General features: G+C 61.5%; 19 protein-coding genes. 18 read left to right on the top strand and 1 reads right to left on the bottom strand.

Annotated elements, in window-relative coordinates:
• Nucleotides 1-12 precede the first annotated feature (12 nt).
• From AC3WTO_RS19050 to AC3WTO_RS19015, 8 genes are all read left to right on the top strand, one after another.
• Nucleotides 13-684 carry a TetR/AcrR family transcriptional regulator gene (locus AC3WTO_RS19050; protein WP_492462414.1) on the top strand — a complete coding sequence of 224 codons (672 nt, stop codon included), beginning with the start codon at nt 13-15 and terminating at the stop codon, nt 682-684.
• 56 nt (nt 685-740) lie between these two features.
• Nucleotides 741-1,982, top strand: a complete 1,242-nt coding sequence (locus AC3WTO_RS19045) for an acyl-CoA dehydrogenase family protein (RefSeq protein ID WP_492462412.1) — start codon at nt 741-743, stop codon at nt 1,980-1,982.
• Between the two features lie 136 nt (nt 1,983-2,118).
• On the top strand, nt 2,119-3,087 hold the full coding sequence (locus AC3WTO_RS19040) for an NADPH:quinone oxidoreductase family protein (RefSeq protein WP_492462410.1): 969 nt from the start codon (nt 2,119-2,121) through the stop codon (nt 3,085-3,087).
• Nucleotides 3,088-3,108: 21 nt separating this feature from the next.
• Nucleotides 3,109-4,146, top strand: coding sequence for a zinc-binding dehydrogenase (locus tag AC3WTO_RS19035; RefSeq protein WP_492462408.1), 1,038 nt, complete (start codon nt 3,109-3,111; stop codon nt 4,144-4,146).
• 168 nt (nt 4,147-4,314) lie between these two features.
• Complete coding sequence (locus tag AC3WTO_RS19030; protein WP_492462406.1) at nt 4,315-5,481, top strand: glycosyltransferase 87 family protein; 1,167 nt, start codon at nt 4,315-4,317, stop codon at nt 5,479-5,481.
• Nucleotides 5,474-6,442, top strand: a complete 969-nt coding sequence (locus tag AC3WTO_RS19025; RefSeq protein WP_492462404.1) for a glycosyltransferase family 2 protein — start codon at nt 5,474-5,476, stop codon at nt 6,440-6,442. The genes AC3WTO_RS19030 and AC3WTO_RS19025 overlap by 8 nt, the downstream gene beginning before the upstream one ends.
• Nucleotides 6,442-7,260, top strand: coding sequence for a ChbG/HpnK family deacetylase (locus AC3WTO_RS19020; protein WP_492462402.1), 819 nt, complete (start codon nt 6,442-6,444; stop codon nt 7,258-7,260). Before AC3WTO_RS19025 ends, AC3WTO_RS19020 begins: the two co-directional genes overlap by 1 nt.
• Nucleotides 7,257-7,661 (top strand): GtrA family protein, encoded by a 405-nt coding sequence (locus tag AC3WTO_RS19015; RefSeq protein ID WP_492462400.1) that lies wholly within the window; start codon nt 7,257-7,259, stop codon nt 7,659-7,661. Before AC3WTO_RS19020 ends, AC3WTO_RS19015 begins: the two co-directional genes overlap by 4 nt.
• Nucleotides 7,662-7,706: 45 nt before the next feature.
• Here the strand turns inward: AC3WTO_RS19015 and AC3WTO_RS19010 are convergent, their stop codons facing one another.
• On the bottom strand, nt 7,707-8,561 hold the full coding sequence (locus AC3WTO_RS19010) for a MurR/RpiR family transcriptional regulator (RefSeq protein ID WP_492462398.1): 855 nt from the start codon (nt 8,559-8,561) through the stop codon (nt 7,707-7,709).
• A gap of 114 nt (nt 8,562-8,675) precedes the next feature.
• On the opposite strand from AC3WTO_RS19010, the gene AC3WTO_RS19005 reads away from it, so the two are divergent.
• From AC3WTO_RS19005 to AC3WTO_RS18960, 10 genes are all read left to right on the top strand, one after another.
• On the top strand, nt 8,676-9,494 hold the full coding sequence (locus tag AC3WTO_RS19005; protein ID WP_492462396.1) for an N-formylglutamate amidohydrolase: 819 nt from the start codon (nt 8,676-8,678) through the stop codon (nt 9,492-9,494).
• A 24-nt stretch (nt 9,495-9,518) separates the two neighbouring features.
• On the top strand, nt 9,519-11,087 hold the full coding sequence (locus tag AC3WTO_RS19000; protein WP_492462394.1) for an amino acid permease: 1,569 nt from the start codon (nt 9,519-9,521) through the stop codon (nt 11,085-11,087).
• Between the two features lie 85 nt (nt 11,088-11,172).
• Nucleotides 11,173-12,543, top strand: a complete 1,371-nt coding sequence (locus AC3WTO_RS18995; protein ID WP_492462392.1) for a glutamine synthetase family protein — start codon at nt 11,173-11,175, stop codon at nt 12,541-12,543.
• A gap of 152 nt (nt 12,544-12,695) precedes the next feature.
• On the top strand, nt 12,696-14,084 hold the full coding sequence (locus AC3WTO_RS18990) for an aldehyde dehydrogenase family protein (protein WP_492462390.1): 1,389 nt from the start codon (nt 12,696-12,698) through the stop codon (nt 14,082-14,084).
• Nucleotides 14,081-14,605 carry a DUF2569 domain-containing protein gene (locus AC3WTO_RS18985; RefSeq protein ID WP_492462388.1) on the top strand — a complete coding sequence of 175 codons (525 nt, stop codon included), beginning with the start codon at nt 14,081-14,083 and terminating at the stop codon, nt 14,603-14,605. Before AC3WTO_RS18990 ends, AC3WTO_RS18985 begins: the two co-directional genes overlap by 4 nt.
• A 24-nt stretch (nt 14,606-14,629) precedes the next feature.
• Nucleotides 14,630-15,802, top strand: coding sequence for an iron-containing alcohol dehydrogenase (locus tag AC3WTO_RS18980; protein ID WP_492462386.1), 1,173 nt, complete (start codon nt 14,630-14,632; stop codon nt 15,800-15,802).
• Between the two features lie 260 nt (nt 15,803-16,062).
• Complete coding sequence (locus tag AC3WTO_RS18975; protein ID WP_492462384.1) at nt 16,063-17,169, top strand: ABC transporter substrate-binding protein; 1,107 nt, start codon at nt 16,063-16,065, stop codon at nt 17,167-17,169.
• 64 nt (nt 17,170-17,233) lie between these two features.
• Entirely contained in the window at nt 17,234-18,220 is a 987-nt protein-coding gene (locus tag AC3WTO_RS18970) for an ABC transporter permease (protein WP_492462382.1), read from the top strand.
• Nucleotides 18,217-19,008, top strand: a complete 792-nt coding sequence (locus AC3WTO_RS18965; RefSeq protein ID WP_492462380.1) for an ABC transporter permease — start codon at nt 18,217-18,219, stop codon at nt 19,006-19,008. The genes AC3WTO_RS18970 and AC3WTO_RS18965 overlap by 4 nt, the downstream gene beginning before the upstream one ends.
• A 20-nt stretch (nt 19,009-19,028) precedes the next feature.
• Complete coding sequence (locus AC3WTO_RS18960; RefSeq protein WP_492462378.1) at nt 19,029-20,093, top strand: ABC transporter ATP-binding protein; 1,065 nt, start codon at nt 19,029-19,031, stop codon at nt 20,091-20,093.
• The last annotated feature ends 28 nt before the right edge of the window (nt 20,094-20,121 follow it).

Raw genomic sequence — 20,121 nt, 5'->3', positions numbered from 1 at the left:
AATCGAGGCGCAATGGCAGCGAGACCGCACTTGGCGGAGCGGGAAGAGGAGGCCAGGGCCGTCGGCGGCATCACCGTCGCCGACGGCTCCCGCGCCGCGATCCTCGATGCCGCGGCCGCCTGCTTCATGGCAAAGGGTTATGCCGCGAGCTCGATCGATGATGTTGCGCGCAGCCTTGGATCGACCAAAGGGCGCATCTACCACCACTATCCGTCGAAGGGAGACCTCTTCGCCGATGTCTTTCGTGCTGGCATGGATATGAACTATGCCGCGATCGAACCGGTGCGCAACATTGCCGGACCGGCGGTCGCGCGCTGGCGGCGCATGGCGATGGTGCACACACGCCAGATGATCGTGACCAGACCCTACCAGCGCGTCGTCTGGGAAGGTGTCGAACTTTACCTGCGTGGCGCGACCACACCGGAACAGCGCGAGGAATTCGCGCGGCTCATGCAGTACCGCAATGACTACGGCGCGATCTTCCGGCAGGTGATCGTCGCCGCGCGCGAGGCCGGCGACATGCGTTTCGATGATCCTCGCATCACCGAACAGCTGATGTTCGTTTCGCTGAATTCGCCGCTGTTCTGGTACACGCCGCGTCCCGGCGAAAGCGAGCACGACATCGAGGCGATCGTGGTGCAGGTTGTCGATTACACTGCGCGTGGGCTGGGGATCAGCGCATGACCGTAAAATTGCAGTTTCCGTGAAAAGCGGAAACACTCCACGAAGGGGAGCCTGTGATGGCTGACATGAATCTCGGCATGACCGAGCGGCTGAAGCCGATCCATGCCCAGGTCGCCGCGATGGTGCGTGACGAGGTGATGCCGCTCGACGAAGAGTTCCTGGGCGAAGTCGGCAAGGCCGGTGATCGCTGGGCCTACACCAGGCGCCAGACCGAGATCCTCGAGGGGTTGAAGTCGAGGGCACGTGAGCGCAGCCTGTGGAATTTCTGGCTGACCGGGTCCGAGCGCGGCTATGGGCTCACCACGGTCGAGTACGCCTATCTCGCCGAAGAGATGGGCAAGGCCCATCTCGGTGCCGAGACCTTCAATTGCTCGGCACCTGACACAGGCAACATGGAAGTGCTGGAGCGCTATGGCTCGCAGGAACACAAGGAGAAGTGGCTGGCGCCGCTGCTTGATGGCAAGATTCGTTCAGCCTATCTGATGACAGAGCCGGATGTGGCGTCCTCCGATGCCACCAACATTTCCATGCGTTGCGAACGCGACGGCAATGACTACGTTCTGAACGGCGAAAAATGGTGGGCTTCCGGCGCTGGTGATCCGCGTTGCGCCATCTACATCGTCATGGTGAAGACCGGCGGCGACGGGGAGCCCAAGCACAAGCAGCATTCGATGATCCTGGTGCCCGCGGACAGCGAAGGCGTCACCAGAGTGCGCGCCATGCAGGTCTATGGCGACGACGATGCCCCACACGGTCACATGCATCTTCGTTTTGAGAATGTGCGCGTGCCCGCCGGCAACATGATCCTCGGCGAGGGAAGAGGCTTCGAGATCGCGCAGGGCCGGCTCGGCCCAGGCCGCATCCATCACTGCATGCGTGCCATCGGCCAGGCCGAAATGGCGCTGGAACTTCTGTCCAGGCGGTCTATGCGGCGCGAGGCATTTGGTCAGCCGCTGGCAAGGCTCGGCGCCAATTTCGACATCATCGCCGAGTGCCGCATGGAGATCGAAATGGCGAGGCTGCTGTGCCTCAAGGCCGCCTGGATGATAGATCGCGGCGATGCACGCGCTGCCGCGCCGTGGATCAGCCAGATCAAGGTGGTCGCGCCGCGCGTTGCGCTGAAAGTGGTCGACGAAGCGGTGCAGATGCACGGCGCGCAAGGCATCAGCCAGGATACGCCATTGGCGCGGGCCTGGACGCATTTGCGTACGTTACGGCTGGCCGACGGACCTGATGCCGTGCACCGTCGCCAGGTCGCGCGCGAGGAACTCAAGAAATATACTCAGGAAAAGCTCTAGAGCATTTCCGGCGAAAATAGGATCGCCTTCAATGCTCTATCTCTTTGTTTTTACGCAATTCTGGACGCAAAACCGCTACGCACTTTTGCTAGAATTGCTCTAGGCGCCCATTGGCGCAAGCGGGTCGGAGGAGAGCATGAAAGCCATAATTGCCCGTGCCTTCGCGCCGCTCGACCAGCTTGTCTATGGCGATTGGCCGGAGCCCGAAGCGAAAGGGGATGGCGTCGTCATCGAAGCCGAGGCCATCGGCGTCAATTATCCCGACGGTCTTCTGGTGCAGGGTCTCTACCAGATGAAGCCGCCGCCGCCATTCGTGCCGGGCATGGAGGTTGCGGGACGGGTTGCTGCCATCGGTCCGAAGGTGACAGGCCAGAAGGTCGGCGACAGGGTTGCGGCCCTTACCGTCATCAGCGGTTATGCCGAAAAGGTCGCCGTTCCCGAGGCGATGGCGATGACGCTGCCCGATGCGATGAGTGCGGCGGATGCCTGCGCGCTCATCTGCGGCTATGGCACATCTCACCACGCCTTGAAGCAGCGCGGCCAACTCAAGGCGGGCGAGACACTCTGCGTCCTGGGTGCGGCAGGTGCCACCGGTATTGCCGCCGTGCAGATCGGCAAGGCGATTGGCGCCAAGGTCATCGGCGTGGCGTCGTCGCCTGAAAAGCAGCGAATCGCCCTTGAAGCCGGCGCCGACATCGCGATCGGCTACGACAATCTGAAGGATGCGCTCAAGGAAATCACCGGCGGCAAGGGTGTCGATGTCGGCTTCGATCCGGTCGGCGGTGATGCGTTCGAAGCGCTGGCGCGCGCCATGGGCTGGAATGGGCGGTTGCTTGTCATCGGCTTTGCCTCGGGCAGCATTCCGAAGCTCTCTGTCAACCTGACCCTGGTGAAGGGGTTCTCGGTCGTTGGCGTCTATTGGGGCGACTTCACCGTCAAGGAACCGCAGGCCTATGCCGACAATATGCGCGAACTTGTCGGCTGGTATCTCGCCGGCAGCATCAAGCCGGTGATCGAAGGCATCTATCCATTGGCCGATGCGGCCGACATCCTGAAACGCGTGCTGGGGCGTGGCGCTTCCGGCAAGCTGATCCTTAAACCGTAACCTCAGGCAAGGAATGCTGTGATGACCATTGCATCCGAAATGCAGGCGCTTCTTCTGGTCGGTGACGGCTATGCGCGCGAGCCGAGCGGCAGTGCGCTGGAAGCGATGGAGCCCTATCTGCGACCCGGCGTCATCGGCGTGCCGGTGCCTGGTGCAACGCAGGTTCTCATCCAGGTGAGCCTGGCTTCGATCAACCCTTCCGACGTGATGTTCGTGAAAGGGCTTTATGGTCAGCCCCGGGTGCAAGGCCAGCCTGCCGGTTTCGAAGGTGTCGGCACGGTGGTTGCGGCGGGGGAAGACAGTTATGCGCAGAGCCTCGTCGGAAAGCGTATTGCCTTCGCCACCGGTCTCACCAACTGGGGTGCGTGGGCCGACTATGCGCTGGCCGAAGCGCTCGCCTGCATCCCGCTGATCGACAGTGTCCGCGACGAGGACGCGGCGGCGATGATCGTCAATCCGCTGACGGCGATCGCGATGTACGGCCTCGTCAAGGATGAAGGGCACAAGGCGTTCGTCATGACCGCCGGTGCGAGCCAGCTCTGCAAGCTGATCATCGGGCTTGCACAGGAGGACGGCTACCATCCGATCGTGACGGTTCGTCGCGACGACCAGATCGCGCCACTGAAGGAACTGGGCGCCACGCATGTGCTGAACGAAAAGGCGCCTGATTTCGCCAGGACGCTGCGCGAGGTGATGAAAGCGGAACAGCCGCGCATCTTCCTTGACGCCGTCACCGGCCCGCTCGCCTCTCTGGTGTTCGACGCCATGCCGAAGCGGTCACGCTGGATCATCTATGGCCGTCTCGATCCGTCCGATACGCTGATCCGCGAACCGGGCCAGCTGATCTTCCAGCAGAAGCAGGTGGAAGGCTTCTGGTTGACCGACTGGATGCGCAAGCACAAGGATCGCCGCGGCCCGGCGGCGCTAGAGGTGCAGCGGCGCTTTTCCGATGGGCGCTGGGCTACCGATGTGACCGCCGTTGTGCCGCTGGCACAGGCGATGGAGCGTGTCCCGGTCGAACTCGCCAAACCCAACGGCAAGGTTTTCATCCGGCCCTGATTGCAATCCTGCGGCAATGTTGTCCGCCTAGACCGATGTCCGAAGATGAGCTGCGCGGGACGTCCGTGCCCGGGCTGTACCGCACAGCCCAGGCCATGATATGCCCGCGCCAGGTTGGCAGGCGGCTCCGGATTTCGAGAAGCCGCCGGTATCGGGCAATGTTGGGCGATGGCAAAAGTCAGGCAGTCTTGGGACTGGGGTGGTCTCGCCCTGTGGATCGGCGGTTTTGTCGCCATCCTCATCATGGCCGGCATGGCGCCAGACCATCGTTCGGTGATGCGCAGCTATCGTATTGCCAGCGACATGTTCCTTGCCGGCAAGCCACTCTACGACCTCGACGTCGCCATGGGCTACCTCTATTCGCCGGCCTTCGCAGCGCTCTATGTGCCGTTCATGAAACTCGGCCCCGTCATCGGCGACAGCCTGTGGCGTATCCTGGGTTACGGCGTGCTGACCTATGCGGTCTGGCGTCAGGTCCGGACGATCGGTCCTGAAAACCGCCTCTGGATGTTTTCCTATGCGCTTTTCCTGGCCGTGCCGATCACGGCCGGTGCGTTGCGCAACGGCCAGGCGACCATCCTGCTTACCGGGGCCTGCTGGTTGCTGGTTCTTTCGGCCCTGGAAGGGCGGCGTGCGGAGACCTTTCTATGGGCAACGGTGGCGGTGATCGCCAAGCCGACCGCCATCATCGTCTTTCTGCTGGTCGGAGCACTGCGCCTGAGGCTCATCCCCATCCTTCTGCTGTCGCTGCTCTTCGTGCTGGCGCTTCCCTACGCCTTCGCGCCAGCGGGCTATGTCAACCAGCTCTACCGGGACTTCGCCACGTTGATGACGTCGATGTCGGTGGACAAGTCCGCTGCTTTCGAGATGGCTGACTTCACGGCTCCCTTCACCGCCCTCGGCCTGCCTATCTCCACCCAGGCAGCAACCCTGGTCCGGATCGTTGTCGCCTTGCCGACGCTTCTTCTGGTGCTCTGGTACGACCGTCATATCGAGCGCCGGCTGGCCGGTCTCGCGGTCTTCTTGACGGCTGCTTTCTATATGAGCGTGTTCAACCCGCGCGTGGAGTACAACACCTTCGCCTTGCTCGCGATGCCAGCCGCCGTTGCGCTCGCGGTGATATGGGACAGTGAGGAAGGGGGCGTCCTGCGCAGCATCCTGGCCATAGCCTTGTTTGCCGTGGGGCTCAGCGGCATCAACCCGCATCTCCAGGATGCCTTGCGCCTGTGGTTCCGCCCTGTTGCCATGACGGCGATCACACTGCCCATCCTGTGGTGGTTCTGGTCCGTCGCGCAAGGCAGGTTCAAGCGTCAGGGAACGACGGCTCATGTCTGAACCCAAAATGACGCTCGACATTGTTGCGCCGTTCCTGAATGAAGCCGCCTCCGTGGCCGGCTTCGCGCGGTTGCTCGCGGAACTTGAGGCCGAGGTCCTGCGACGTTTCGGTCTCAAGACGCGCAAGATCCTGGTGGATGATGGCAGTACCGACGACAGCGTTGGGCTTTTCGGCAAGGCCCTGACCGGCGATTGGGAAATCGTGCGGCTCAGCCGCAATTTCGGCAAGGAGGTGGCCGTTCTGGCCGGCCTCGACCGGACGCAGGCCGACATGGTGTTGATCATGGATGCCGATCTGCAGCATTCGCTTGATGTCAGCCTGAAACTGATCACTGAACTGGTTGAAAACCCGGACATCGATGTCGTCTATGCGCGCACCAACCGCGAGGGCGCGAGCTGGAAACGCAGCCAGCTGGCCAAATTGTTCTACGGCCTGATCAACTCCAGCCAGCGTTTCGACATTCCCGAAAATGCCGGCGACTTTCGCGTCATGCGTGCGCCGGTGGCCAAAGCGCTGACGCAATTGCGGGACAAGCGACGTTTCAACAAGGGGCTTTATGCGTGGGCCGGATTCCGGCACAAGGCGCTGATCTACACGCCGGCGGACCGTACCAGCGGTACCAGCAAATGGAGTCGCGGCAGCCTGGTCGCGTTTTCGCTCGAAGGCATCGCCTCATTCTCCGTGGTGCCGTTGCGCATCCTCACGCTGAGCGGGCTAGCCGCCGCCTTGGCCGCCGGCATTTACGGCCTCAAGATCTTGTTCGAAGTCTTTTTCTTCGGCATCGCCGTGCCGGGTTTCCCGAGCCTGCTGATCGCAATCGTCGTCCTGGGCGGCTTCAACCTCGCACTGCTCGGCCTGATCGGCGAATATGTCTGGGTCGCGCTGAGCGAGAGCAAGGACAGACCTGTCTACATCGTGCGCGACGTGGTGAGCCAGGAAAAGGACGCTGGAAAGCCGTGATGCGGCGGATCCGCCTGATCGCAGACGATTACGGGCTGGCGCCCGGAGTGTCGGACGCCATCCTCGACCTGCTGCAAAAGGGGCGTCTTACGGGAACCGGTTGCATGACCGGATTTCCCGAATGGCAGGAGGCGGCGAAGCGCATCAAATCATTCGCCGGCCGTGTTCCGCTCGGCCTGCACCTGACGCTGACAGACCAACCGGCGCTCACGGCCGATTCCAGCCTGGTATCGAAAGGGCGATTGCCGCCGCTCGGGGATCTGGCAATGCCGCTCAAGCGGCGGCGCATCAAGGCGGGCGATGTCCAGGCGGAGCTCGACGCGCAACTTGATCGCTTTGTCGATGCGCTCGGCCGTATCCCGGATTTCATCGACGGGCATCAGCACGTGCATTTTCTGCCCGCCGTGCGCGATTGGCTGACGACGCGTTTTGCTGGTTCGGAAAAACCGATGCTGCGCGGCGCGCCGTCAGTGCCGCTCGAGGTTGGCGCGACTGCCATGAAGACGGCGGTCATTGCGACGCTTGCACGCGGTTTCGACCGGACGATGCAGGCAGCGGGCTTTCCGGTGATGAGGCCGCTGGCCGGCATCTACGACTGGAAACGGCCGGGCGATTTCGCACCGACCTTGCGTGCGGCCGTTTCGACGCTGGGCGAAGACGGCGTGTTCATGTGTCACCCGGGCCATGTCGATGCCGTCCTGGCGTCGCGCGATCCGATGCAGAAAGTGCGCGAGGTCGAATATGCTTTCCTGGCTTCCGAAGCGTTCGGCGTGCTGCTGGCAGAGCAGGATGCCACTGTACGGAGTGGACTGTCGTGAGCGGCGCGGCTGATCGCTCGCTGGGCGACAAGATGATCCGCTTCGCTGTTGTCGGCGTGGCGAACACGGCGATCGATCTCGCGGCCTTTTCCGTTTTGCTATGGCTCGCCGTTGTGCCGCTGGCGGCCAATGTCGGCGCCTGGCTCGTCGCGGTCGCATTCTCCTTCGTGGCCAACCGCCTGTGGTCGTTCGAGCGCGACAACTCGATCCCGCTCAGCCATTCCGTGTTCCGGTTCATCTCGCTGGGCGCGCTGATTTCGCTGGGCGTGTCCAGCGTGTTCATCGCCGGGTTGTCTGGATGGACCGGCGTCTGGCCGGCCAAGATCGTCGGTATCATCGTGGCGGCGGTGCTGAATTTCCTCGCCGCGCGCTGGTCGATCGAGGGCCGGCTGCTGCGTTAAAGAGAAGGAACCAGAGCGTTTCCGCGAAAAGCGGAAACGCTCGTGTCAGCGCAGGCCTTCCATCTCGCGAATGCGTCGCGCGCTGTCCGGCTCCATCTGGCGTGTGACGGCGCCGATCAATGTCTCGGCCACGACGAAAAGGGCTGCGGACGAGTCCCATGGCGAAGGGACGGCGGTGCGCCCGGCAATAACGTGGCGGGCGAAGCGGGCAATGGGCGAAAGCCACTGGTCGGTGAACAGGACGATCTGCACGCCGCGCTGGTGTGCCTTCTCGGCAAAACGGATCAGGCTGTCCTGATAGCGGCGGATGTCGAAGATCACCAGCACGTCGCGTTTGCCCATGTCGATCAGCCGGTCGCGCCACATGCTTTCCTGGCCGACGAGGTGGAAGACATTGGGGCGGATGATGGCCAGATGGGCGGCCATGTAGCGTGCCAGCGGGTCGGTGAAACGACCGCCGATCAGGAACATGTGGCCGCGATGGTCGGCCATCTTTTCCGCGATCTCGTTCAGCTGCTTGTCGGAGAGGTGTCTGAAGGTCTCGCGCAGATTGTCGAGCGTGGCCTCGATCATCGGCGAGGCGGCATTGCTTCGGCTCGGAGCGGCTGTCGTGCGCGAGGCCGGCGACTGCAATTGCGCGGCGAGTTCGTCCTGCAGGGCGGATTGGAATTCCGGATAGTTCTGGAAACCCAGCCGGGCGACGAAACGCAGGATAGTGGGCGAGGAAACGCCCGCCTGCTGGGAGAAGTCGGCGACCGTCTTCAGGCCGATGACAGGATAGTTCGCGACCAGCGTCTGGGCCGCCCGGCGTTCCCCTGTGGGCATGGAATCGATGCGGTCCGCGATGAGCTCGGCGATGGACGTGGTCGTCGTCTGCGTTCCCAACCCGGTATCCCCCATACATTTCCGAAAAGGCGTTTGACAAAGACAAACAAACTGTATGAAATCATTCATGGGAGCGCAATGAAACAAAATACGTAACATACGATACGCTCCCAGGGGACGGCGGATCGGATGGAGAGGACAGGCCGCAACAGGCATCCAGGTGCGGATTCCGTCAGGGTGACGAACCCTGCGGGCGCGGGCGCCTTTGTTTTCACCTGTGACCACGCTTCCAATTTCCTGCCCGCCGAATTCGGCACGCTCGGCCTTCCCGGTTCCGATCTAGCCCGTCATATCGCATGGGATCCCGGTGCGCTGCCGGTGGCGCAGATCTTGAGCGCGCAGCTCGACGCGCCCCTGGTCGAAACCTGCATCTCGCGCCTTGTGCTAGACTGCAATCGCCCGCTCGATGCGCCCGACCTGATCCCGCCGGTGAGCGAAACGACCGTCATCCCAGGCAACGATAACCTGTCGATGGAAGCGCGCCATCGGCGCATCGATCGCTGCTGGAAGCCCTTTCACGAAACGATCGAAGACCTGATCGAGGCACGGACGGCGCGTGGACTCGAGACGCGGCTGGTCTCGGTTCACTCCTTTACGCCGGTGTACAAGGGCGTCGACCGTCCCTGGCATATCGGCATCATCCATGACGAGGACACGCGGCTGTCGACGCCGCTGATCGCGGCGCTGGAACGGGACGGCAGTTTCACGGTCGGCGCCAACCAACCCTATTCGCCGGCTGACCGCGTCTACTTCACACTGGAGCGCCATGCGCGTTCGCGTGGCCTGTTGTGCGCGATGATCGAAATCCGCAACGATGAGATCCGGGATCAAGCCGGACAGAAAAAATGGGGAGAACGGCTGGCGGGCATTTTCACCGGCCTCGAACCGGCGCGGCTGCCGAAGCCGCCACCTCTCAAAACGCTACGAACCATCGAAGGCACCATCTGAAAGTAAAAATAAGGGAACACTCTTATGGCAGCGCCTGGTTACTCTGAAACTGACAAGAGCGAGGATGTCAAAGTCCTCCATTCCATGGGCTACGCCCAGGAACTTCAGCGGTCGATGAGCCGCTTTTCCAACTTCGCTATCTCATTTTCGATCATCTGCATCCTGTCGGGCGGTATCAATTCTTTCGCCCAGGCAATCTCCTCGATCGGCGGCGCCGGCGCCGGCATCGGCTGGATCGTCGGCTGCATCATCTCGGGTATGTTCGCATTGTCGATGGCTCAAATCGCCTCGGCCTTCCCAACGGCGGGCGGGCTCTATCACTGGGCATCGATCCTGGGCAATCGTTTCACCGGCTGGCTCACCGCCTGGCTCAACCTGCTCGGCCTGATCACCGTGCTTGGCGCGATCAACATCGGTACGGCGTTCTTCTTCCAGGGCACGTTCGGCTCCTGGGTGGGGATGGACACATCGGCGGGGCACGTCGTTGCCTTCGTCGCGCTGATCACGGTCATACAGGCGCTGTTCAACCATCTCGGCATCAAGGTCACGACATTCCTGACCGATATTTCCGGCTACATCATCTTCGCCACCACGGCGGTGCTGGTGCTGGCCTGCCTGTATTTCGCACCGGCGATAGACATCTCGCGTCTGTGGACGTTCACCAACTATTCCGGCGATGCCGGCGGTGGCGTGTTCCCGCAGAGCGACAGCATGGGCTATCTGTTCCTGCTCTGCCTGTTGCTTCCGGTCTATACGATCACCGGATACGACGCGTCGGCTCACACTTCGGAAGAGACCAAAGGTGCTGCACTGTCGGTGCCAAAGGGGATCGTCTCGGCGGTCTTGTGGTCGTCGCTGGTCGGCTGGATCATGATCTGCGCCATCACGCTCGCCATTCCGGACATGGCGGTGGCTGCGAAGCAGGGCTGGGGCATGTTCTTCGGCACGATGGACGCCATCCTGCCCGCCGGTTTGAAGAACATCGTCTATTTCCTGATCTTCATCACGCAGCTTCTGTGCGGCCTGGCGACTGTAACGTCTGCTTCGCGCATGTTGTTCGCCTTCTCGCGAGACGACGGAATGCCAGTGGGTTCGAAGGCACTGTCGACGGTTTCGCCGAAATACCGGACACCCGTCACGGCCATCTGGACGGCAGCGATCCTGGAGATCATCTACGTATTCGCAGCACAGTTCGTCTCGATCGGCGGCACCAATCTCTACACCATCGTCGTCAACTCGACGCTGGTCTTCCTGTTCCTGTCCTTCACCATCCCGCTGGTTCTGGCGATGTTCGCCTACGGAACGGCGAAGTGGCCGAACCCGGGCCCGTGGGCGATGTCGGGTGGGCTCTACAAGATCGTGACGTTCCTGTCCGTCGTCGGCATGGCGGTCATCTTCTACATCGCCATCCAGCCACCGAACGACAAGGTTCTGTGGATCGTCGTCGGCTTCGTGGTGCTGGCTGCAATCCTGTGGTTCGCGGTTGAGAAGAACCGCTTCCAGGGCCCTCCGATCGGCGACGAAATCGCCAAGCGCAAGGCCATCATCGCTGCCGCCGAACGCGCGGTCGGCGAGACGGGTGGAGCGCACTGACACAGCTAAGACCGTGGCCGGTTTCCGGCCACGGTCGCCTTCCGCAAATACGTTTCAGAAAAATTGAAGCCGGAGTGCTCTTAGAATGGCAGGCAACCTTTCGTTCGATCAGTTGAAGAAGGCGGTGCAGGCAGGGGAGATCGACACCGTTCTCGCCTGCGCCGTCGACATGCAGGGCCGCCTCGTCGGCAAGCGTTTCCTGGCGCAGTATTTCGTCGATTCCGCGCATGACGAAACGCATGGCTGCAACTATCTGCTGGCGGACGACATCGATATGGAACCAGTGCTCGGCTACAAGGCAGCGAGCTGGTCGAAGGGGTACGGCGATTTCGTCATGAAGCCCGACCTGGCGACGCTGCGGCAGATACCGTGGCTCGAAAAGACGGCGCTGGTGCTGTGCGACCTGCTCGACCACCACAGCCACGAGGACCTAGCCCATTCACCGCGCGCCATTCTGCGCAAACAGGTCAAGCGGCTGACCGAGCGCGGCTATATCGGCTACTTCGCTTCGGAGCTCGAATTCTATCTGTTCAGCGAAAGCTACGATGCCGCCCGCAAGAAGCACTGGCAAGGCATCGATACCGCCTCTCCCTATATCGGCGACTATCAGATCGGTATCACTACCAAGGAAGAAGGCATCATGCGCCGCCTGCGCAACGAGATGCAGGCGGCCGGCATTCCTATCGAGAACTCCAAGGGCGAATGGGGCCCCGGCCAGGAAGAGATCAATGTGCGCTACGCCGAAGCGCTGGAAATGGCGGACCGACACGTCATCCTGAAGAACGGCGCCAAGGAGATCGCCGATTCCGAGGGCAAGGCGATCACCTTCATGGCCAAGTACAACTATGGCCTGGCCGGCAACTCCAGCCACATCCACAATTCGCTGTGGAGCGCGGACGGCAAGACGCCACTTTTCTATGACAAGAAGGGTCCGTGGACGCTGTCTGCTCTCGGTCAGGCCTGGTCGGCCGGCCAGCTCAAATACGCCAAGGAATTCACCTGGTTCCTGGCGCCCTACATCAATTCCTACAAGCGCTTCCAGTCGGGCACTTTTGCACCGACCAAGATCATGTGGTCGGAAGATAACCGAACCGCCGGCTTCCGCCTGTGCGGCGAAGGCACCAAGGGCATCCGGATGGAATGCCGCATCGGCGGCGCCGACCTCAATCCTTATCTGGCCTTCGCTGCACTGATCGCGGCCGGCCTCGCCGGCATCGACGAGAAACTGGAGCTGCAGAAGCCATTCGTGGGCGATGCCTACCAGGCGTCGCGCCTGCCGGAGATTCCGAAGACCCTGCGCGAGGCCACTGAAACCATGGCCAAGTCGAAGATGCTCAAGGCGGCATTCGGCGAGGACGTGATCGAGCACTATGTGCACACCGCCCGCTGGGAGCAGTTCGAATACGATCGCCGCATCACCGACTGGGAACTGCACCGCGGCTTCGAACGGTATTGATTGCTGTTGTCACGGGCAAGGCAATCCGCATAGGGCCGGGCAGGGCTGTTTGACGAAAGGCATTTCGTATAGACGCTGCCGCTCGGTTTATCCTGTTCGCTGGCCCTCTGGGAAACAAGCGGCGAACCATTCTTGATATGAAGGACATCGATATGACCGAGACGGTCAAGCTCACATCTCCCATCGACGGCTCGATCTATGTTGAACGACCGGTCGCGACGGATCAGGCCATCAGTGCCGCTGTCGAGCGTGCTCGCACCGCGCAGGCCGACTGGGCGCGACTGCCGGTGGCAGAACGCGCCAAATACATGCTGAAGATGTTGGAAGCGCTGGTCGGCATGGCTGACGAGATCGTGCCGGAACTTGCCTGGCAGATGGGACGCCCGGTGCGTTATGGCGGCGAGTTCGGTGGCGTGAAGGAACGCACGCAATACATGGTCGAGATCGCCGAGCGCGCGCTGGCGCCGGTGCCTGCTTCCAATCCGAAGGACGGCTTCCGCCGTTACGTGAAGAAGGATCCGCTCGGCGTCGTCATGGTGATTGCGCCGTGGAACTACCCCTACCTTACATCCGTCAACACCATCGTGCCGGCCCTGATCGCCGGCTCCACCGTCATCCTCAAGCACGCCGCGCAGACGCTGCTGGTCGGCGAGCGCTTCGCCAAGGCCTTCGAGGCAGCGGGCCTGCCGAAATACGTCTTCCAGAACATCGTGCTCAACCATGCGCAGACCGAAAAATTGCTGGGCTCGGGCAAGATCGACCATGTCAACTTCACCGGCTCCGTTGCTGGCGGGCGCGCCATCGAGAGGGCCGCGGCAGGCACGTTCATGACGCTCGGCCTCGAACTCGGCGGCAAGGATCCTGCCTATGTGCTGCCCGATGCCAAGCTCGACCATGCGGTCGCCAATCTGGTCGAGGGTGCCTTCTTCAATTCCGGCCAGTGCTGCTGCGGCATCGAGCGCGTCTACGTGCACGAGAAGGTCTATGACGATTTCGTCGAGGGCTTCATCGCAGAGACCAAGAGCTATGTGCTCGGCAACCCGCTCGACCAGGCAACCACCATGGGGCCGATGGCGCAGGCACGTTTTGCCGACTTCATCCGCGAGCAGAAGGCCGAAGCGCTGCGCAAGGGTGCCACCGCGCATATGAACACCAAGGATGCCGCCGACAAGGCAGGTTCGCCCTATCTGCCGGCCGAAGTGCTGACCAATGTCGACCACCAGATGAGCGTGATGCGTGAGGAAAGCTTCGGCCCGATCGTCGGCATCATGAAGGTGCGTAACGATGATGAGGCGGTCGCGCTGATGAACGACAGTCCTTATGGACTGACCGCGTCGATCTGGACGGCCGACACCGATCGCGCGATCGCCATCGGCGACCGCGTCGAGACCGGCACCGTGTTCATGAACCGCTGCGATTATCTCGATCCGGCGCTGGTGTGGACTGGTGTCAAGGACACCGGCAAGGGCGCGGCACTGTCGCAGATCGGCTACGACAACCTGACCCGGCCGAAGAGCTATCATTTGCGCGAGAAGGTATGAGCCAAGACCGGCCAAATCCGAACCCGATCGTCGGGACCTCCCGGGCGGATGTGACCCATCCTTTTCCGGACGGCCCCGTCGGTTTGGGCGGTTGGCTGGTCCTGCCGATCATCGGACTGCTGGTAACACCGCTGCGCGGCGTATTTCATCTAGCCGGCTACGGAGAGCTGCTTGCGTCGATGCCGCGCCTGCCGGGCGGTCTGTCGGCCTTCCTGGTGCTGGAGTTTGTCGGCAACATCATTTTCTTGATCGTGCTGCCTGTCATCCTGCTCGTGCTGCTGTTTCGGCGGAGTGCCTCATTTCAGCGCCTGTTCGTCATATGGGCTGCCGGAGGCCTGGCCTTCATCGTGCTCGATCTGATCGGGACGCAGGTCCTTTTCGGCGACCTCATGGAGGCAACCAATCAGACGCTGCTGGATGAGCAGACGACAACAGAACTCCTCCGCAGCGTGGTCTTCTCGGTGATCTGGATACCGTACATGAGGCTCTCGCGACGCGTCGCAAACACATTCACCAATTGAATTCATCCAATAGGCAAACAACACATGTCCAAACTCGTCTCGAAATGGAATTACCCCACCACCGTGCGTTTCGGCGCCGGCCGCATCTCGGAACTTCCGGATGCGCTCGCCGCCACCGGCATCAAGAAGCCGCTGTTCGTTACCGATCCGGGTCTCGCCAAATTGCCGGTGGTCGCTTCCACGCTCAAGATTCTCGACGAAGCCAAGGTTCCTTACGGCGTCTTTTCGGAAGTGAAGCCGAATCCGATCGAGTCCAATCTCACCGCTGGCATTGCCGCCTTCAAGAAGGGCAAGCATGACGGCGTCATCGCCTTCGGCGGCGGCTCAGCACTCGACCTGGGCAAGCTGATCGCCTTCCAGGCCGGCCAGACCCGTCCGGTCTGGGACTTCGAGGACATCGGCGACTGGTGGACGCGCGCGAACTCGGCCGCCATCGTGCCGATCGTTGCCGTGCCGACAACCGCCGGCACGGGCTCGGAAGTCGGCCGCGCCGGTGTCATCACGCACGAGGAGAGCCACACCAAGAAGGTCATCTTCCACCCGAAGATGCTGCCCGGTATCGTCATTGCCGATCCGGCGCTGTCGGTCGGCATGCCGGCCTTCATCACCGTCGGCACTGGCATGGACGCACTTGCTCACTGCCTGGAGGCCTATTGTGCGCCTGGCTACCACCCGATGGCCGACGGCATCGCGGTCGAAGGCGTGCGGCTGGTGTTCGAGAACCTGCCCAAGGCCTATGCCAACGGCAAGGACCTCACTGCGCGCGCCCATATGATGAGCGCGGCTGCCATGGGCGCCACGGCCTTCCAGAAAGGTCTGGGTGCGATCCACTCGCTGTCACATCCGATCGGTGCGCTCTACGACACCCACCACGGCATGACCAACGCCGTCTTCATGCCCTATGTGCTCGCCTTCAACCGCGATGCCGTCGAGGGCAAGATCGAGCGTCTGGCCGCCTATTGCGGCATCAAGGGCGGCTTCGACGGCTTTGCCAAGGCGATCATCAAGCTGCGCAAGGAATTGAAGGTTCCGCACACGCTCGGCGGCCTCATCAAGGGGCTCGACATGGACAAGAAGCGCAAGACGCTGATCGCCGACATGGCGATCGTCGATCCCACCGCCGGCGGCAATCCTGTGAAGCTGACTAAGAAAGCAGCGCTGTCGCTGCTGGAAAACTCTTTGTCGGGAACGGTATAAGAGACACGCGAGACAGGTGCGACTGTCTTTCGCAAGCTTGCGCAAAAATAAGAAAAGCAAGGGGAACGAAAGTGCTGGGAGGAGGCGCCAAAAAGTTTAGCCGGAAAATGATTGGGCACCCGATTGCGGGTGTCCGGCAGTTGTAGTTAACTTTTCCAGCCCTTCGGGGCGCGGGGGCGGTCCGCCTTCATCGGACTGTCATATATCGGGGATACCAGCCATCTGCTGGCGTCCCACGGCGCAGTTCAACGGAGAGACAAATGTTCAGATTCACGGGAAAAGTGCTTTCCCTTACGGCAGTGGCCTTGATGGTCACGACGGCGATTTCGTCGGCCGAACCTTCAGCTGAGCTCGTTGCCGCGGCCAAGGCCGAAGGTCAGCTCACCACGATCGCGCTGCCGCACGACTGGTGCGGTTACGGCGCCGTCATCGACGCCTTCAAGAAGAAGTATCCGGAAATCAAGGTCAACGAACTCAACCCCGACGCCGGTTCGGGCGATGAGATCGAAGCGATCAAGGCCAACAAGGACAACAAGGGTCCGCAGGCTCCTGACGTCATCGACGTCGGCCTCTCCTTCGGTCCGTCCGCCAAGAAGGACGGCCTGATCCAGCCATACAAGGTCTCGACCTGGGACTCGATCCCGGATAGCGCCAAGGATGCCGAAGGCTTCTGGTACGGCGACTATTACGGCGTGCTGTCCTTCATGGTGAACAAGGATCTGGTCAAGAACATCCCAGCCGATTGGGACGACCTGCTGAAGCCGGAATATGCCAACTCGGTTGCTCTCGCCGGTGATCCCCGCGCGTCCAACCAGGCGATCCAGGCCGTTCACGCAGCCGGTCTCGCCTCGGGCGCCGCTGCCGGCAAGGCCGCTGGCGAAGCTGGTCTCGAGTTCTTCAAGAAGCTGAATGCCGCCGGCAACTTCGTTCCGGTCATCGGCAAGCCGGCGACCCTGGCTCAGGGCCAGACCCCGATCCTGATCAACTGGGACTACAACAACCTGTCGGGCCGCGACACGCTGAACGGCAACCCGCCGACCGAGATCGTCATCCCGGCCAAGGGTGTTGTCGCCGGTGTCTACGTGCAGGCAATCAGCGCCTACGCACCGCATCCGAACGCCGCCAAGCTCTGGATGGAACACCTCTATTCCGACGAAGGCCAGATCGGCTGGCTGAAGGGTTACTGCCACCCGATCCGCTTCAACGATCTCGCCAAGAACGGCAAGATCCCGCAGGATCTGCTCGACAAGCTTCCGCCGGCCGCTGCCTACGAAAAGGCCGTGTTCCCGACGCTGGAAGAGCAGGGCGCTTCGAAGGAAGTGATCACCAAGAGCTGGGACTCGGCGGTCGGCGCCAACGTCAAGTAAGCTGCTGATATTATCCGGGCGGCGCCGCGCCGCCCGGATTCTTCATAAGTAAAGACAGGCCGGCATGACAGATATCAGTCTTTCAGGACCGGCTGCTGCCGGGAAAACCCTACCGCCGGCGCAGGCGAGCGCGATGCGCTTGCCGACGCAATGGCTGGGCGTGGCGCCGTTCATCATCTTTGCGTTGATGTTCCTGATCCTGCCGACGGTGTACCTAGTCGTCGGTGCATTTCAGAACGAGGTGGGTGAATTTACTTTTGCCAATATTGTTGCGCTGTTCGATCCGCCGAGTCTCACTGCCTTCTTAACGTGTCAATTCAATTCCTGGATAAGTTGGACACCTGCCGATTGTAAGCTGTCCACGATCCCTGCTGCTTATTGGACATCGATCCAGATCAGTTTCGCATCCGCATTGATCGGTGCGTTTGCAGGGTTGGCATTGTCGATTGCCATTGTGCGCGGTGGGTTGCCTAACTGGATCCGTTCGGCAACGCTGACTTTCTCCGGAGTTGCGTCGAATTTCGCCGGTGTGCCTTTGGCCTTTGCATTTCTGGCCACAGTAGGTCGGGTAGGCCTCCTAACCGTGCTGCTGCGTTCAGTCGGCTTTGATCTCTATCAGCATGGGTTCAATCTTCTTACCTTCTGGGGGCTGACGTTCACGTATGTCTACTTCCAGATTCCATTGATGGTGGTGATCATCACGCCAGCGATTGATGGCATCAGGAAAGAATGGGGAGAAGCAGCTGCCACGCTTGGGGCTACCCAATGGCAGTACTGGCGCATGGTCGTCATCCCGGTGATCTGGCCAAGTTTCCTCGGTACCGTCATCCTGCTTTTCGCTAATGCATTTGGTGCGATCGCCACCGCCTACGCGCTGACCGGGCCGGCGCTCAACATCATTCCGATTCAACTCTTCAACCAAATCCGTGGCGACGTGCTGCACAATGCCAATCTGGGCTATGCCATCGCCTTCGGCATGATCTTCATCACCGGGCTCGCCAATGTCTTCTACATCTGGTTCCGGACCCGTTCGGAAAGGTGGCTGAAATGAAGTCGGGCAAGTTCTGGGCCTGGGTCACCTTCATCCTCGGTGCCGCTTATTTCTTCATCCCTTTGATCGCGACGATGGAATTTTCCATGCGCATGAAGCGGGGAGAATACTCGTTCGAGGCCTACCGGGTCGTGCTTGGCGACCCGCGTTTCCAGGAAAGCTTCACCTTCTCGGTGGTGGCCGCCGTCTTCACGATCATTCTTGGCGTGCTTCTGGTGGTGCCCACCGCCTACTGGATCAGGCTGCGCCTGCCGCAGCTTCGGCCAGTGGTCGAGTTCGTCACGCTGTTGCCGCTGGTCATCCCGGCGATCGTCATCGTCTTCGGCTACATTCGCATGTATGGCTCGAATTCGCCGCTGCCATTCCTGTCGAGTGACGTCGGCACCAGTGCGCTTCTGGTCATTGGCTATGCAACGCTGGCGCTGCCCTACATGTATCGTGCCGTCGATACGGGATTGCGAACGATCGACGTGCGAACCTTGACCGAAGCCGCACAAATCCTTGGGGCAGGCTGGACCACCATCATCAGTCGCGTCATCCTGCCCAATGTGCTGATCGCCGTGCTGTCGGGAGCGTTCCTGACCTTTGCCATCGTCATCGGTGAGTTCACCATGGCAAGCCTGCTCAACCGCCCGGCCTTCGGCCCTTACCTGCAGAACATCGGCGCCAACCGCGCCTATGAGCCGGCAGCGCTTGCCATCATCGCCTTCGTCATCACCTGGGGCTGCATGTCGGTCATCCAGGTGCTTTCCCGTTTCGCGCCGAAATCCGCGAACCGCCCGAATTGAGCTCCGAGAAAGTCCAGCCCATGGCCGACCCATTCCTCTCGATCCAGCATGTGAAGAAAAGCTTCGGTCCCACCACCGTGGTCGAAGACTTCAACCTCGACATCGAGCGGGGTGAATTCGTCTCGTTCCTCGGACCATCCGGCTGCGGCAAAACAACGGTGCTGCGCATGGTTGCCGGCTTCGAAGAGCCGACCGCCGGTTCGATCATCGTCGGCGGCAAGGACGTGACCAGGCTGAAGCCGAACCAGCGCAATGTGGGCATGGTGTTCCAGGCCTATGCATTGTTCCCGAACCTGACCGTGGCACAGAACGTTGCTTTCGGTCTCAAGGTTGCCGGTGTTGCCAAGGCGGAAAGCGACCGGCGCGTGGCTGAGATGCTGGACCTGATCAAGCTGCCGCAACTGGGTGACCGCTACCCCTACCAGCTTTCTGGCGGCCAGCAGCAGCGCGTCGCCCTGGCCCGCGCCCTTGCACCGAAGCCGAAGCTGCTGTTGCTGGACGAGCCACTGTCGGCGCTCGACGCCAAGGTGCGCGTATCGCTGCGTGATGAAATCCGCGCGATCCAGAAGGAACTCGGCATCACCACCATCTTTGTCACGCACGACCAGGAAGAAGCGCTGTCGATCTCCGATCGCATCGCGGTGATGTATGGCGGCAGGGCCGAGCAGGTCGGTGCGCCGTTCGAAATCTACAACCGCCCAGCCACCAAGTTCGTCGCCAATTTCGTCGGCACGCTCAATGTGCTGGAAGGCGTCGTCAGCGATGCGGGTTTGGGCCGCGTGCGCATCAACGCTGAGGAAATCGGCCTCAAGGGCAAGCTCAACGGCTCCAAGACCGGCGACACGCTTTCGCTGGCGCTGCGACCTGAAGCGATCGCGCTGGGGCCGCGTCCGGGGCACGACGCGACGTTGTCCGGCGAGATTGCCGACGTGCACTTCCTGGGTTCGGTGATCCGCGTCAGGGTTGGCATCGGCGGTTCGAAGATTTCGCTCGACACCTTCAACAACTCGTCGACACCGCCGCCGAATGTCGGTGACAAAGCAGAGATCTCCTTCTCCTCCGGAGACGTTCTGGTCCTGCACTGAGGCAGTGCAAACGCCTGCGGGGTAGGCC

Source organism: Mesorhizobium sp. EU05-FHT14A09 (assembly GCF_058790995.1).
The sequence above is the reverse complement of the archived record's forward strand: the minus strand, read 5'-3'. Positions and strand labels throughout refer to the sequence as shown.

Coding starts and splice junctions, on each gene's coding strand:
- AC3WTO_RS19050 (WP_492462414.1), top strand. CDS start 13: ATGGCAGCGAGACCGCACTTGGCGGAGCGGGAAGAGGAGGCCAGGGCC.
- AC3WTO_RS19045 (WP_492462412.1), top strand. CDS start 741: ATGGCTGACATGAATCTCGGCATGACCGAGCGGCTGAAGCCGATCCAT.
- AC3WTO_RS19040 (WP_492462410.1), top strand. CDS start 2,119: ATGAAAGCCATAATTGCCCGTGCCTTCGCGCCGCTCGACCAGCTTGTC.
- AC3WTO_RS19035 (WP_492462408.1), top strand. CDS start 3,109: ATGACCATTGCATCCGAAATGCAGGCGCTTCTTCTGGTCGGTGACGGC.
- AC3WTO_RS19030 (WP_492462406.1), top strand. CDS start 4,315: ATGGCAAAAGTCAGGCAGTCTTGGGACTGGGGTGGTCTCGCCCTGTGG.
- AC3WTO_RS19025 (WP_492462404.1), top strand. CDS start 5,474: ATGTCTGAACCCAAAATGACGCTCGACATTGTTGCGCCGTTCCTGAAT.
- AC3WTO_RS19020 (WP_492462402.1), top strand. CDS start 6,442: ATGCGGCGGATCCGCCTGATCGCAGACGATTACGGGCTGGCGCCCGGA.
- AC3WTO_RS19010 (WP_492462398.1), bottom strand. CDS start 8,561: ATGGGGGATACCGGGTTGGGAACGCAGACGACGACCACGTCCATCGCC.
- AC3WTO_RS19005 (WP_492462396.1), top strand. CDS start 8,676: ATGGAGAGGACAGGCCGCAACAGGCATCCAGGTGCGGATTCCGTCAGG.
- AC3WTO_RS19000 (WP_492462394.1), top strand. CDS start 9,519: ATGGCAGCGCCTGGTTACTCTGAAACTGACAAGAGCGAGGATGTCAAA.
- AC3WTO_RS18995 (WP_492462392.1), top strand. CDS start 11,173: ATGGCAGGCAACCTTTCGTTCGATCAGTTGAAGAAGGCGGTGCAGGCA.
- AC3WTO_RS18990 (WP_492462390.1), top strand. CDS start 12,696: ATGACCGAGACGGTCAAGCTCACATCTCCCATCGACGGCTCGATCTAT.
- AC3WTO_RS18985 (WP_492462388.1), top strand. CDS start 14,081: ATGAGCCAAGACCGGCCAAATCCGAACCCGATCGTCGGGACCTCCCGG.
- AC3WTO_RS18980 (WP_492462386.1), top strand. CDS start 14,630: ATGTCCAAACTCGTCTCGAAATGGAATTACCCCACCACCGTGCGTTTC.
- AC3WTO_RS18975 (WP_492462384.1), top strand. CDS start 16,063: ATGTTCAGATTCACGGGAAAAGTGCTTTCCCTTACGGCAGTGGCCTTG.
- AC3WTO_RS18970 (WP_492462382.1), top strand. CDS start 17,234: ATGACAGATATCAGTCTTTCAGGACCGGCTGCTGCCGGGAAAACCCTA.
- AC3WTO_RS18965 (WP_492462380.1), top strand. CDS start 18,217: ATGAAGTCGGGCAAGTTCTGGGCCTGGGTCACCTTCATCCTCGGTGCC.
- AC3WTO_RS18960 (WP_492462378.1), top strand. CDS start 19,029: ATGGCCGACCCATTCCTCTCGATCCAGCATGTGAAGAAAAGCTTCGGT.